The sequence below is a fragment of the uncultured Tateyamaria sp. genome (assembly GCF_947503045.1).
GTDB lineage: Bacteria > Pseudomonadota > Alphaproteobacteria > Rhodobacterales > Rhodobacteraceae > Tateyamaria.
In genome coordinates, this window is record NZ_CANNCF010000001.1 from 152230 (window position 1) to 164272 (window position 12043).

Consider the following 12043-nt stretch of genomic DNA (forward strand, 5'->3'; position numbering starts at 1 on the left):
GCAGATGCTCGCACGAGCACGCCTACCCTATTCGCAATACGGCCGCGCGCTTGTCGAATCGCCTCATCCGATCGCATGGCGGTATCCGGAGGAATAGGCGCCGGTCAGGTGGTGTTCGAGTTGCCGTTCGATATCGCCCAAGAGGGACGAGGCGCCAAAGCGGAACAGGTCCGGCTGCAACCAGCGGTCCCCCAGCTCTTCCTTGATCAGCGACAGGTAGACCAGCGCGTCCTTGGCCTTGGAAATCCCGCCCGCAGGTTTGTAGCCCACGCGGTATCCTGTCGCCTCGTAATAGTCGCGGATCGCGCGGATCATCACGAGACTCACGGGCAACGTGGCATTGACGCTTTCCTTGCCGGTCGAGGTCTTGATGAAATCCGCTCCGGCCATCATGCACACAAGTGAGGCGCGCGCCACATTGCGCAACGTGCCCAACTCGCCCGTGGCGAGGATCGCCTTGACATGCGCCGCCCCGCAGGCCGCGCGCATCTGCGCCATTTCGTCGTAAAGTGCGGCCCAGTTGCCTTCCAGCACGTGGCGGCGCGAGATGACGATGTCGATCTCGCCCGCCCCTGCCGCAACACTTTCGCTGATTTCCTGCAGGCGCAGGTGGAACGGGGACAATCCGGCCGGAAAACCGGTCGAAACCGCCGCCACCGGAATGCCCGATCCTTGCAAGGCGGCGACCGCAGCCGTGATCATCTCGTGATAGACGCAGACCGCTCCCGTGGTCAGTCCCTCCATCCCCAATGCCTCCAGCATCTCGGCCCGCACCGGCTGACGCGCCTTTGCGCACAGCCGCTGTACGCGGCGCACCGTGTCGTCGCCCGACAGGGTGGTGAGATCGATCAGGCTGATCGCCTTGAGCAGCCACGCGGCCTGATGCTGCTTCTTGATCGAGCGTCGCCCGGGCAGGGTCGCGCAGCGCCGCTCAATGGCCGAAGTGTTCGCCTGCACCCGTCGCACCCAGTCCATATCCAGCGCCATGCCGGGATTGCGTGGCTCAACCGCCTGCGGCAGTTGCGTCGAGGTCTGGGTCGGTGACTGTGTGGTCGTCTCGTGCATCTTTTGGGGATCCTTTCGGACTTGCGCGGGTCTCTGACGTGGCATGGCGCGCTGCGTTTGGCAAGCACTGCCGCCGCGCAAAGCCCTGCACATCTTCTGCACAAACGGGGTGCGACCCTCTGCACGCGGGCCTGTCAGCCTCGCATTCAAACGAGGCCGACAACAAAGGGACAGGCAATGACGACACGGATTTTTCGCGGTGTGCCGCTATCGATGCAGCAGGACGGGTGGTGGCTGGACGGGCCCAAAGAGCCGTCCGAAGACAGGCAGCGCAGCCGCCGCCGGGACGGGATCAAGGCGGGCCTGCTGGTGGCCCTGATCGCGTGCGGCGACATGCTGGTCTGGTCGGTGGTGCCCGCGCTCAGCTTTGCCCTGCTTGCGTTGCTCATCGTGTTGGCGGGGCTGGCGCTGGCCTGGCCGCGCCTCAGCACACGCGCGCGGTTTGGCATCGGGGCAGGCGCGGTCCTGGCTGTCCTGCCCCTGATCGAGTTGGTACAACCCCTCTCGGTCCTGATCGCGCTGCTTGGCCTGTCGGGTGTGTGCGCGGCCCTGGCAGGGCTTGCGCGCGGCGATCTGCTGCGCGGCGCGCTGCGGCTATGGTGGGTGGCCCCGGCCCAAACCGTGTCAGACGCGGCCCTTGGCGCGCAACGGCTTGGACACATAGGCCGCGGCCCCATCGATATCCGTGCCCTTCTCCTCACATGGGCACTGCCCGTCGCCGCCACTGCTCTGTTCGCGTTGCTGCTGATCGGAGCCAACCCGGTGCTGGATCAAGCGCTGTTGCACATAATGACCTGGCACCCGCCCGTCCCGAACATGTGGCGGCTGTGGTTCTGGGTGACCCTCGGGATACTGATCTGGCCCTTGCTGGTGGCCCCGGCCATGCGCGAACGCCTGCGGGCGCGCCGCGCCACCCGCGCCACTGTACGGCGGCAGGGGATCATCAATGCAGGCTCCGTTGCGCGTTCGCTGATCGCCTTCAACGCGCTGTTTGCCGTGCAGACGGTTATGGATGTCCTGTTTCTCTACGGCAATGTCGGCCTGCCCGAGGGGATCAGCCCGGCCACTTACGCCCATCGCGGGGCCTATCCGCTGCTGGTCACGGCGCTGCTGGCGGGGCTGTTCGCGGTGCTGGCGCGCCCGCATCTGGCCGGACGGCCGGTCTTGCGCTGGCTCATGTTGCTGTGGCTCGCGCAAACACTGGCGCTGGTGGCCGCCTCGCTCTTCCGGCTCGACGCTTATGTCGATGTCTACGGCCTCACCCGGCTTCGGGTCGCGGCCTATATCTGGATGGGGCTGGTCGCGGCCGGGCTTGGCATCGTGCTGTGGCAAATCTGGCGGGACAAGCCTGCCGCATGGATGCTGTTGCGCAGCGGGGTGCTCGGGGCCGGGGTGCTCTACGTCACAGCCTTCATCAACATAGACGGGTTGATCGCGACGCATAACCTGACCCATCCGGTGGTCGAGGATCGGCGCACCATCTGCGCCCTCTCCGAAGGGGCACTGCCCGCGCTGCACCGCCATCTCGACATCCCGCCGCACAGGTACTGCGCCAGCAGCAGCCCCCACCTGTCCCACCCCACAGACTGGCGCGAATGGGGCTTTCGCAACTGGCGGGTGCGCCGTAGCCTTGTGGCCATGACCACAGACGCCCACGCCCCATGAGCACACACCATTTGCTGATCGTCGATGACGATCCCCACATCCGCTCGGTCCTGCGCATCGCCTTGCAGCGGGCAGGCTATGAGGTGAGCGAGGCAGGCGACGGGGCCGAAGGGCTCAGCAAGGCACGCTCGGGCCGGTTCGATCTGATCGTGCTCGACATCGGCCTGCCGGAAATAGACGGGCTCGCGGTCTGTCGGACCTTGCGCGCCAATGACGAAACGCCAGTGCTGTTCCTGACCGCACGGCAGGACGAAATCGACCGGGTGCTGGGGTTTGAACTCGGCGGGGATGACTATGTGACCAAGCCGTTCTCGCCGCGCGAGCTGGTGGCGCGGATCGGGGCGATCCTGAAACGGGCGCGACCCGCGACCTCAAGCGCACCCACCCTCAGCCGCGGCGTGCTCAGCGTCGATCCCGCCGCCCATCTGTGCCGGGTGAATGGCGCGCCGGTGACCCTGACAGCGCGCGAGATGGATATCCTGTCCCACCTGATTGCCCATCCCGACCGGATCGCGGCGCGCCCGGCGCTGACGGATGCGGTCTATGGCCACCACGCCGGGGTCAGCGACCGCACCCTCGACAGCCATCTGCGCAACCTGCGCTCCAAACTGGCCGAGGCCGGATGCGGCGACGCCATCGAAACCGTGCATGGCATCGGCATCAGGATGGGCCCATGCACCGGCCCGTAAAACCTATTAGGCAAAAATGGCGCCCCCCCTTGGCGCTGGTCATTGGCGGCACGCTTGCGGCTGTGTTGTTGCTGCCCCTGTTCGGCATCACGTATCTGCGGCTCTGGGGCAATATTCTGGGCTGGGGCGAGGCGGCGTGGCTTGTCGGCTGGATGGCCGTTGTGGCCACCTGCGTGCTGGGGTTTCTGCTGTGGCGGCTGGTGCTGCGGCCGATCTATGCGCTGACCGCCTACGCCCGCGCGATGAAGGCGGGGCAGGCGGCCCCCGCTCCGGCCCATTTCGGCACGCCGGAACTGGGCGCGCTGGGGGCGAGTGTGATGGCCATGGGCGACAGTTTGAACAGCCGGGCCGAGGGGATGAAGGCCTATGCCGATCATGTCGCGCACGAGCTGACCTCGCCCCTGACAGCGATACAAGGCGCTGCCGAATTGCTGCAGGCCGGGGCCAGCGGCGCAGACGCGGCCGAGTTGCAACGCACCATCACTGAGGCCACAACACGGATGCAGGCGCTGCTTGATGATCTGGGCCATCACGCGCAGGCCGCCAGCAGTGCCGGGGTCGGCACCTGCCTCCTTGGCGAGGTCGCAGCGCTTTTGGATGTGGGCCTGACAGTGGACGTGGCTCAGGACGGTCAGGTGCCACTTCTGGCCGCCGATCTTGCAACCATCCTGACCCAACTGGGGCGCAATGCGGCGGAACACCGGGCCCGGACCCTGACGCTCAGCGCGCTGCGGGATGGGGTGCGCATCGCCGATGACGGGCCGGGGATCAGTGCAGGCAACCGGGATCGCGTGTTCGATCCGTTCTTTACCACCCGGCGCGAAAACGGCGGCACCGGCATGGGTCTGAGCATTGTGCGCAGCCTTGTGCAGGCCCGTGGCGGGCGGATTTCGCTGCTTGAGGACGGTCCGGGCGCCGTTTTTCTCATCGATTTCGGCTGAAACCCCCTAAATCACGCGTCTGTTATTGCGAGTCATTCGCATTCTCATTGACTTTCTGCGAATGACTCGCATATACAACTAAGTCATTCACAGCCAAGCCATCCCGAGAGGATCCAATGCCCGTTTCACGTCGTTCTGTTCTGGCCGGACTTGCCGCTATGGCGGCCACACCGTCTTTTGCGGCGTCGCGGATCAATGCGGTGGCAAGCACGGCCATGATCGCTGACCTTGTGCGCCAGATCGGTGGCACCGGGGTCGAGGTGCGCGCGCTGATGGGTCCGGGCGTCGATCCACACGCCTATCGCCAGACCCGCAGCGACATCGTCGACATGACCCGCGCGGACACGGTGTTCTGGCACGGCCTCTATCTCGAGGCGCAGATGGAAGAGTTCCTGCTGGACCTCTCCCGCAAGCGCCCTGTCCATGCCGTCGCCGAAAGCGTGGATCAAAGCCTGCTGATCGGCAGCGAAGATTACGAAGACCGCTTTGACCCGCATATCTGGATGGATCCGGAGTTGTGGGTGAAATGCGTGCCAGCCGTTGTGCGCGCGCTGACCACGCTGCGCCCCAAGGGCAAAGAGATGTTCGAGGCCAACGCAGCCGCCTTCATTGCCGAGGCCGAGGCGCTGTCGATCTACAGTCGCGATGTGCTGGGCGCCGTACGGCCCGAGGCGCGCGTGCTGCTGACCGCCCATGACGCATTCGGCTATTTCGGCGCAGCTTACGATTTCGAAGTGCTCGGCATCCAGGGCATCTCCACCGAAAGTGAGGCGGGGCTGAACCGCATCGGCACGCTGGTCGACATGCTGGTCGCACGTCAATTGCCCGCCGTATTCGTCGAAACCTCCGTCTCCGATCGCAACATCCGCGCGCTGATCGAAGGGGCGGCCGCCCAGGGCCACAGCGTCAGCATCGGCGGGTCGCTGTTTTCCGACGCCATGGGCCCCGAGGGCACCTATGAAGGCACCTGGCTCGGCATGATCGATCACAACGTCACCACCATCGCCCGCGCCCTGGGTGCGGATGTGCCAGCCACAGGCCGACTGGGCCTGTTGAAGGGGGCCGCATGAGTATCCAACTCGTCACCGACGCCGCACAGGCCGAAGCCGAAGCGACACGGGTCGCAAGCCCGCTTGCGGTGCGCGGCCTGACGGTCTCTTACGGTCAGACGCCTGCGATCTTTTCGGTCGACATGACCCTGCGCGCAGGTGCGATGACGGCCATTGTCGGCCCAAACGGCGCGGGCAAATCCACGCTGCTCAAGGCCGCGCTGCAAGTGATCACACCGCTTGCGGGCACCGTCACCGTCTTTGGCCAGCCGCTCGAGCGGATGCGCGACCGCATCGCCTATGTGCCGCAACGCGCGAGCGTCGACTGGGATTTCCCCACCCGCGTCATCGACGTGGTGCTGATGGGCATGTACCGCCAGCTCGGCCTGCTGGGCCGGGTGCGGGCCAAACACCGCGCCCAGGCCATGCGCGCGCTTGAGCGGGTCGGCATGACCGACTTTGCCACCCGCCAGATCGGCCAGCTTTCGGGCGGGCAGCAACAGCGGGTCTTCCTCGCCCGTGCGCTGGCGCAAGATGCCGATATCTACGTGCTGGATGAACCCTTTGCCGGGGTCGACGCGGCCACCGAAAAGGCGATCATCGCGGTGCTCAAGGACCTGCGCGACACAGGCCGCACCGTTCTGGCCGTGCACCACGATCTGGCCACCGTGCCGGACTATTTCGACGATGTGGTGCTGCTCAACACCCAAGTGATCGCCGCAGGCCCGGTCGCCGAGGCCTTTACCGAGGACAACCTGCAAGCCGCCTACGGTGGCCGTCTAACCACCGCGCGGGTCGACCCAGAAAGCGCCGTGGGCTAGGCCATGCTCGCCGAGGCGCTGTTTCTGCAGCTGGGCTATAACGCAACGCTGGTCACGCTGGGCGCGGCCCTTCTGGGCATCGCGGCAGGGGTGGCGGGCACCTTCCTATTCTTACGCAAACGGGCACTGGTCAGCGACGCGATCAGCCACGCGACCCTGCCGGGGGTTGGCCTTGCTTTCGTGGTGATGGTGGCACTTGGCGGGGACGGGCGCTGGCTGCCTGGCCTACTGATGGGCGCGGCGGTCTCCGCCGCAATCGGCCTCCTCTGCGTGCAATGGCTGACGACACGCACGCGGCTGGGCGAGGACGCGGCGATCGGCGCGATCCTGTCGGTCTTTTTCGGCCTCGGCATCGTGATCCTGACGGTGATCCAGACCATGCGCGTCGGCCAGCAAGCGGGGCTCGAAGGGTTCCTCCTCGGCTCCACCGCAGGCATGCTGCGCAACGATGCGATCCTGCTTGCGGTTTCGGCGGCGGCCGTACTGGCACTGGTCCTCATCTTGCGCCGCCCACTGGAACTGGCCGCATTCGATCCGGGCTATGCCGAGGCGACGGGCTGGTCGCTGGGGCGCATTGATCTGGCGATGATGGGCATCGTGCTGGTGGTCACGGTGGTAGGGCTCAAGGTGGTAGGGCTGATCCTGATCGTGGCCCTGTTGATCGTGCCTGCGGTCACCGCACGGTTCTGGACGGACCGGGCCGGGCACGTGGTCATCATCGCGGGCGCCGTGGGCGGCGTGTCAGGCTATGTCGGCGCGGCCACCTCGGCCATCGCCCCGGCCCTGCCCACAGGGCCAATCGTGGTGCTGGTGGGCTTTTCCATCTTCCTGATGTCACTGCTCTTTTCACCGGGGCGGGGCGTGCTGGCGTCGGTCCTGCTGCACCGCCGCTACCAGCGCCGGGTGCATATGCGCCAAGGGCTGCTTGCACTCGCACAGGGCCAGCCGATCTTCGAGGCGCTCACCCGGCGCCTCATGTGCCGCGACGGGCTGATCCTGCCTGACGGCGTCGCCACAGCCGAGGGTCAGGCGGCCGCCGCCAAGGCGCTGCTCGATGAAACCCGCTGGTCGCTGGTGCGCGCCGATAACAGCTTTGCCGTGGCCGCAACCCGCTATGACGGCCTCACCCCGATCGAAGACGTGCTGACCCCCGACCAGCTACGCGATGTGGACAGCCGCATCGCCGCACCCAAGGCGGTGACGTGATGGGGCCCGAATTCGTCGCCCTGTCGCTGACGCCATTGCTGATCGGCATTTGCGTCGCCGTGGCCTGCGCCCTGCCGGGGAATTTCCTGTTGCTGCGCCGTCAGGCCCTGATCGGCGATGCGATCAGCCATGTGGTTTTGCCGGGCATCGTCGTGGCCTTCCTGCTGACGGGCATGGTCGCAACAGGGCCGATGCTGCTGGGGGCCGCAGGGGCGGCGGTGCTGGCAGTGATCGCGATCGAGGCGATCCGCCGTCTGGGCAAGATCGAGGCGGGCGCGGCCATGGGCGTCGTCTTTACGGCCATGTTTGCAGGCGGCGTGCTGCTGCTTGAACGCTCGGACACGTCCAGCGTCCATCTCGACGTCGAACACGCGCTGTATGGCAATCTGGAAAGCCTGATCTGGCTGGACGCAAATGGCTGGACATCGCTCACCGACCCCGCCGCCCTTGCAGGCCTGCCGGTGGAGCTGCCACGCATGGCGCTCGCCCTGCTGGTCGTGGCGGCGTTCATCTTTCTGTTCTGGCGACCACTGGCCTTGTCCACCTTTGACGAAGGGTTCGCACGCGGAGTCGGTCTGCGCACAGGGCCGCTGGGTCTGGCGCTGGTGGTTGTGTCGGCGATTGCAGCGGTGGCGGCGTTCGATGCTGTGGGCTCGATCATCGTGATTGCGATGTTCATCTGCCCGCCCGCCGCGGCGCGGATGATGACCAACCGGTTGGGCCATCAGGTGGCATGGTCGGCAGGCTTTGCCGCGCTGGCCGCGATCCTTGGCTATGTGCTGGCAGGCTACGGGCCGCTTTGGGTCGGGGCCTCGGCCTCGGTCAGTGCGGCGGGCATGATTGCAACGGTGTCAGGGATCATTCTGGCGGTGACGGCAGTTGCCGGGCCACATCGCACGCGCGGCAGCTGATGCTTGGGCGGATCGAGATCCGCCCTGTTCAGCCTTCAAAACGTGGGATGAAACTTGCCCGTGGGCGAGGGGGTAAAGATTTCGACCCCACTTTCCGTCACACCAACCGAGTGCTCGAATTGCGCCGACAGGGACTTGTCCCTCGTCACGGCAGTCCAGTCATCGGCCAGTGTCTTGGTCTCGGGGCGACCCAGATTCACCATCGGCTCGATGGTAAAGATCATGCCCGGTTGCAGCACGGCCCCGGTGCCGGGACGGCCATAATGCAGCACATTGGGCGGCGCGTGAAACACACGGCCCAGCCCGTGCCCGCAGAAATCGCGCACCACGGACATGCGGTGGCTTTCCACGAAACCCTGAATGGCGTGGCCGATGTCACCAAAGGTGTTGCCGGGTTTGGCTGCCTCGATGCCCAGCATCAGCGCGTCATGGGTGACCTGAATCAGACGCTCGGCCTTGCGGGGCAGTTTGCCAGCCACATACATCCGGCTTGTATCGCCAAACCAGCCATCGACGATCACGGTCACGTCGATATTGAGGATATCCCCATCCTTCAGCACCTTGTCCCCGGGAATCCCGTGGCACACCACGTGGTTGACCGAAATACAGCTCGCGTGCTTGTAACCCTTGTAGCCAATGGTGGCCGATTTCGCGCCCGCATCATCGACCATTTCGGTGATCACGCGGTCGATCTCTCCCGTTGTCTGGCCCGGAAAGACCAGCGGCGCCATGGCGTCCAATATCTCGGCTGCAAGCTTGCCAGCTGCGCGCATCCCGGCAAAGTCGGCGTCGTTGTAGATGCGGATCCCGTCCTTGGTCAGACGGGCGCGGCTTTCGTGTTTCACGCTGTGCTCCATTGGCGGCCCTTCGCCTGCGATCATACTGCAGTGCGGCGTGAAGGGCCAGTGGGTGTCAGATGTGGATCGCGATGGGGTGACCCACCGTGACGGCTTTGGGCGTGATGTAGGTGCCCAGACACATCGTTTCCACCCCTGCGCGCGTTGCGGCCTGATATGCGGCGGCATAGGCAGGATCAATGTCACCCGCCAAAGTGAAGCGGTCGCAATCCGTGCGCTGCACCAGATAGAGCATGACGGCCCGGTGCCCCAGCCCCACCATCTTTGCCAATTCACCCAGATGTTTCGCGCCGCGCGCCGTGACGGAATCCGGAAACTCGGCCAGCCCCGCCGCGCGGCTCAGCGTCACTGATTTCACCTCGACATAAGCGTCGGGCAGGCCCTCCCCTTGCAACAGGAAATCGATGCGGCTGTTTTCGCCGTATTTCTGTTCGGGCCGCACGGTGGTGTATCCGTCAAAGCCCGGCACCTCACCCACCTCGAACGCCGCACGCAGCGCGCGGTTCGGCACCGAGGTATCCACCCCCGTGAAATGCCCGTCCCCATGCTCGACCAGCCGCCAGCCAAATTTCAGCTTTTTCTTCGGATCGTCATTGGGCTCCAGCCAGATGCGCGCACCCGGTTCCGCCAGCCCCATCATCGAGCCGGGATTGGCGCAATGGGCCACCACTTCGCGCCCATCCGCCAGCCGACAATCGGCCAGAAAGCGTTTATAGCGGCGGATCAGCTCGGCAGGGACAAGTTCGGTTTGAAAGCGCATGAGCGCAGCCCTATACCGTGACAGGTTCATGCTCAAGGAGGCCCCGACATGCCCAATCCCACCGCAGCCATGCTGGTGATCGGCGACGAAATCCTGTCCGGGCGGACGCGCGACGCCAACATGCACCACCTTGCAGGCGAACTGACCCGCGCAGGCATCACCCTGGCCGAAGTGCGCATCGTCAGCGACGAGCCACAGGCGATCATCGGTGCCGTGCAGGCGCTGTCGGCCGCCCACGACACCCTCTTCACCTCCGGCGGCATCGGGCCCACCCATGACGACATCACCGCCGACTGCATCGCGGCGGCCTTCGGCACCCATATCGACGTGCGCGAGGATGCGCGGGCGCTGCTGGCCGCGCATTACGCCAAGACCGGCAGCGACCTCAACGCAGCGCGCCTGCGCATGGCACGCATCCCCGACGGCGCCACCCTGATCGACAACCCGGTCTCGGTGGCACCGGGCTTTACCTTGCGCAACGTCCACGTCATGGCCGGCGTGCCTGCCGTCTTTCAGGCGATGGTCGCCACCGTCCTGGCCACGCTGACAGGGGGCGACCCGCTGGTCTCCAAAACCCTGCGGATCGAGCGGGGCGAGGGGGACATCGCAGGCCCTCTGGGCGAACTGGCGGCCACCTATCCGGACCTCTCCATCGGCTCCTACCCGTTCCAGAAGGACGGCAAGTTCGGGGCCAACATCGTGATCCGGGGCACGGACGGCGCCATGGTGGACACAGCCCTCGCCGCCCTTGAAACCCGGTTCCCCGGATGATCAAGGCGCAGGCCCTTTACGACGCGATTGACGGCACGTGGCCTGCGGCAACGCTGTCGCATGCGGGGCCCTGGACCATCCGCGACGGGCAGGGGGGCGGCAAACGGGTCAGCGCGGCAACCGCCAACCAACCAACACAAGACAGCGATATCCCGATGGCCGAGGCCGCGATGCGCGCACTGGGACAAGACCCGCTTTTCATGCTGCGCCAAGGCGAAACCAGGCTGGACGCACAACTCGCGGCGCGGGGCTATGACATCGTCGACCCGACCAACGGCTACGTGACCCCGGTCGAAACGCTCACCGACATCCCCATCCCCCGCGTCACCGCCTTCGCCATCTGGGAACCCCTCGCGATCATGGCAGAGATCTGGGCCAAAGGCGGCATCGGTCCCGCCCGGCTGGCGGTCATGGCGCGGGCACAGACCAAAACGGCGATCCTCGCGCGGTGGAACGAAAAACCCGCCGGGGCCGGTTATGTGGCAATCCACAACGGCCTCGCCATGGTCCACGCGGTCGAAGTGCTGGAACACCAGCGCCGACAAGGCGTTGCACAATGGATCATGCGGCGCGCGGCCTTCTGGGCGCGGGACAACGGTGCTGAACATCTGGCCCTTCTGACCACCGCCGACAACATCGCGGCCAATGCGCTCTATCAACGGCTGGGTTTTGCCAGCATTGGTGGCTATCATTACCGCAAGCTTGCCAAACAGGACACCAGCGCCCCATGAGCGACCAGCCCACTGCCCTCGATCTGCCCATGGTCGATCCACTGCCTGCTCAGACGCAAAAATACTTTGATATCTGTCAGGAAAAACTGGGCATGGTGCCCAATGTGCTCAAGGCGCACGCCTTTGACATCGACAAACTCAATGCCTTCACCACGCTCTACAATGACCTGATGCTGGCTGACAGCGGACTGACCAAGCTCGAACGCGAGATGGTCGGCGTTGTGGTCAGCGCCACCAACCGCTGCTTTTACTGCCTGACCGCGCACGGGGCGGCGGTGCGGCAGCTCTCCGGCAACCCGGCCTTGGGCGAGGCGTTGGTGATGAATTGGCGCGTGGCCGAGGTGACGGAGCGGCAACGGGCGATGCTGCACTTCGCCGAAAAACTCACCCTCGCCTCCGCCCAGATCGAGGAGGGCGACCGCGAGGCCTTGCGCGGCCACGGCCTCAGTGATCGCGACATCTGGGACCTGATCAACGTGGCGGCCTTTTTCAACATGTCCAACCGGGTGGCGAGTGCGACAGCGATGCAGCCGAACCCGGACTATCACGCGCAGGCCCGCGAGGGATGACGCAGGCG

At 65.6% G+C, this 12043-nt stretch carries 13 protein-coding genes; 10 read left to right on the plus strand and 3 right to left on the minus strand.

Translation table 11 applies throughout. The features are described from left to right. Positions 1–63: 63 nt before the first annotated feature. On the minus strand, positions 64–1065 hold the full coding sequence (deoC, locus tag Q1A89_RS00745) for a deoxyribose-phosphate aldolase (protein ID WP_299722308.1): 1002 nt from the start codon (positions 1063–1065) through the stop codon (positions 64–66). Positions 1066–1242: 177 nt separating this feature from the next. Here deoC and Q1A89_RS00750 point away from each other — a divergent pair, with 177 nt between their 5' ends. From Q1A89_RS00750 to Q1A89_RS00780, 7 genes are all read left to right on the plus strand, one after another. Next, positions 1243–2730, plus strand: coding sequence for a DUF4173 domain-containing protein (locus Q1A89_RS00750; RefSeq protein WP_299722311.1), 1488 nt, complete (start codon positions 1243–1245; stop codon positions 2728–2730). Further along, on the plus strand, positions 2727–3419 hold the full coding sequence (locus Q1A89_RS00755) for a response regulator transcription factor (RefSeq protein WP_299722314.1): 693 nt from the start codon (positions 2727–2729) through the stop codon (positions 3417–3419). The genes Q1A89_RS00750 and Q1A89_RS00755 overlap by 4 nt, the downstream gene beginning before the upstream one ends. 29 nt (positions 3420–3448) lie before the next feature. Further along, positions 3449–4360 carry an ATP-binding protein gene (locus tag Q1A89_RS00760; protein WP_299722317.1) on the plus strand — a complete coding sequence of 304 codons (912 nt, stop codon included), beginning with the start codon at positions 3449–3451 and terminating at the stop codon, positions 4358–4360. 116 nt (positions 4361–4476) lie between these two features. Further along, complete coding sequence (locus Q1A89_RS00765) at positions 4477–5430, plus strand: zinc ABC transporter substrate-binding protein (RefSeq protein WP_299722319.1); 954 nt, start codon at positions 4477–4479, stop codon at positions 5428–5430. Continuing rightward, positions 5427–6230 carry a metal ABC transporter ATP-binding protein gene (locus Q1A89_RS00770; protein WP_299722322.1) on the plus strand — a complete coding sequence of 268 codons (804 nt, stop codon included), beginning with the start codon at positions 5427–5429 and terminating at the stop codon, positions 6228–6230. Before Q1A89_RS00765 ends, Q1A89_RS00770 begins: the two co-directional genes overlap by 4 nt. Positions 6231–6233: 3 nt before the next feature. Next, on the plus strand, positions 6234–7436 hold the full coding sequence (locus tag Q1A89_RS00775; protein ID WP_299722326.1) for a metal ABC transporter permease: 1203 nt from the start codon (positions 6234–6236) through the stop codon (positions 7434–7436). Continuing rightward, complete coding sequence (locus Q1A89_RS00780) at positions 7433–8347, plus strand: metal ABC transporter permease (protein ID WP_299722329.1); 915 nt, start codon at positions 7433–7435, stop codon at positions 8345–8347. The genes Q1A89_RS00775 and Q1A89_RS00780 overlap by 4 nt, the downstream gene beginning before the upstream one ends. Before the next feature lie 35 nt (positions 8348–8382). On the opposite strand, the gene map is transcribed toward Q1A89_RS00780, so the two are convergent. Beyond that, positions 8383–9204: a type I methionyl aminopeptidase gene (map, locus tag Q1A89_RS00785; RefSeq protein WP_299726009.1), complete on the minus strand. Its 822-nt coding sequence runs from the start codon at positions 9202–9204 to the stop codon at positions 8383–8385. 55 nt (positions 9205–9259) lie between these two features. Then, positions 9260–9964 (minus strand): DNA/RNA nuclease SfsA, encoded by a 705-nt coding sequence (gene sfsA, locus Q1A89_RS00790; protein ID WP_299722332.1) that lies wholly within the window; start codon positions 9962–9964, stop codon positions 9260–9262. Between the two features lie 48 nt (positions 9965–10012). Between sfsA and Q1A89_RS00795 the strand changes: the two genes are divergently transcribed. Genes Q1A89_RS00795 through Q1A89_RS00805 form a run of 3 tightly spaced genes read left to right on the plus strand, consistent with a single transcriptional unit; the run spans position 10013 to position 12035 of the window. Beyond that, entirely contained in the window at positions 10013–10735 is a 723-nt protein-coding gene (locus Q1A89_RS00795) for a molybdopterin-binding protein (protein WP_299722335.1), read from the plus strand. Then, positions 10732–11466 carry a GNAT family N-acetyltransferase gene (locus Q1A89_RS00800; protein WP_299722338.1) on the plus strand — a complete coding sequence of 245 codons (735 nt, stop codon included), beginning with the start codon at positions 10732–10734 and terminating at the stop codon, positions 11464–11466. The genes Q1A89_RS00795 and Q1A89_RS00800 overlap by 4 nt, the downstream gene beginning before the upstream one ends. Further along, the gene (locus tag Q1A89_RS00805) at positions 11463–12035 is read left to right on the plus strand and encodes a peroxidase-related enzyme (protein ID WP_299722341.1); all 573 of its coding nucleotides are present in this window, start codon (positions 11463–11465) and stop codon (positions 12033–12035) included. Before Q1A89_RS00800 ends, Q1A89_RS00805 begins: the two co-directional genes overlap by 4 nt. Positions 12036–12043: the final 8 nt, after the last annotated feature.

Coding starts and splice junctions, on each gene's coding strand:
- Q1A89_RS00755 (WP_299722314.1), top strand. CDS start 2,727: ATGAGCACACACCATTTGCTGATCGTCGATGACGATCCCCACATCCGC.
- Q1A89_RS00800 (WP_299722338.1), top strand. CDS start 10,732: ATGATCAAGGCGCAGGCCCTTTACGACGCGATTGACGGCACGTGGCCT.
- Q1A89_RS00775 (WP_299722326.1), top strand. CDS start 6,234: ATGCTCGCCGAGGCGCTGTTTCTGCAGCTGGGCTATAACGCAACGCTG.
- Q1A89_RS00805 (WP_299722341.1), top strand. CDS start 11,463: ATGAGCGACCAGCCCACTGCCCTCGATCTGCCCATGGTCGATCCACTG.
- map (WP_299726009.1), bottom strand. CDS start 9,204: ATGGAGCACAGCGTGAAACACGAAAGCCGCGCCCGTCTGACCAAGGAC.
- Q1A89_RS00770 (WP_299722322.1), top strand. CDS start 5,427: ATGAGTATCCAACTCGTCACCGACGCCGCACAGGCCGAAGCCGAAGCG.
- Q1A89_RS00795 (WP_299722335.1), top strand. CDS start 10,013: ATGCCCAATCCCACCGCAGCCATGCTGGTGATCGGCGACGAAATCCTG.
- Q1A89_RS00765 (WP_299722319.1), top strand. CDS start 4,477: ATGCCCGTTTCACGTCGTTCTGTTCTGGCCGGACTTGCCGCTATGGCG.
- deoC (WP_299722308.1), bottom strand. CDS start 1,065: ATGCACGAGACGACCACACAGTCACCGACCCAGACCTCGACGCAACTG.
- sfsA (WP_299722332.1), bottom strand. CDS start 9,964: ATGCGCTTTCAAACCGAACTTGTCCCTGCCGAGCTGATCCGCCGCTAT.
- Q1A89_RS00750 (WP_299722311.1), top strand. CDS start 1,243: ATGACGACACGGATTTTTCGCGGTGTGCCGCTATCGATGCAGCAGGAC.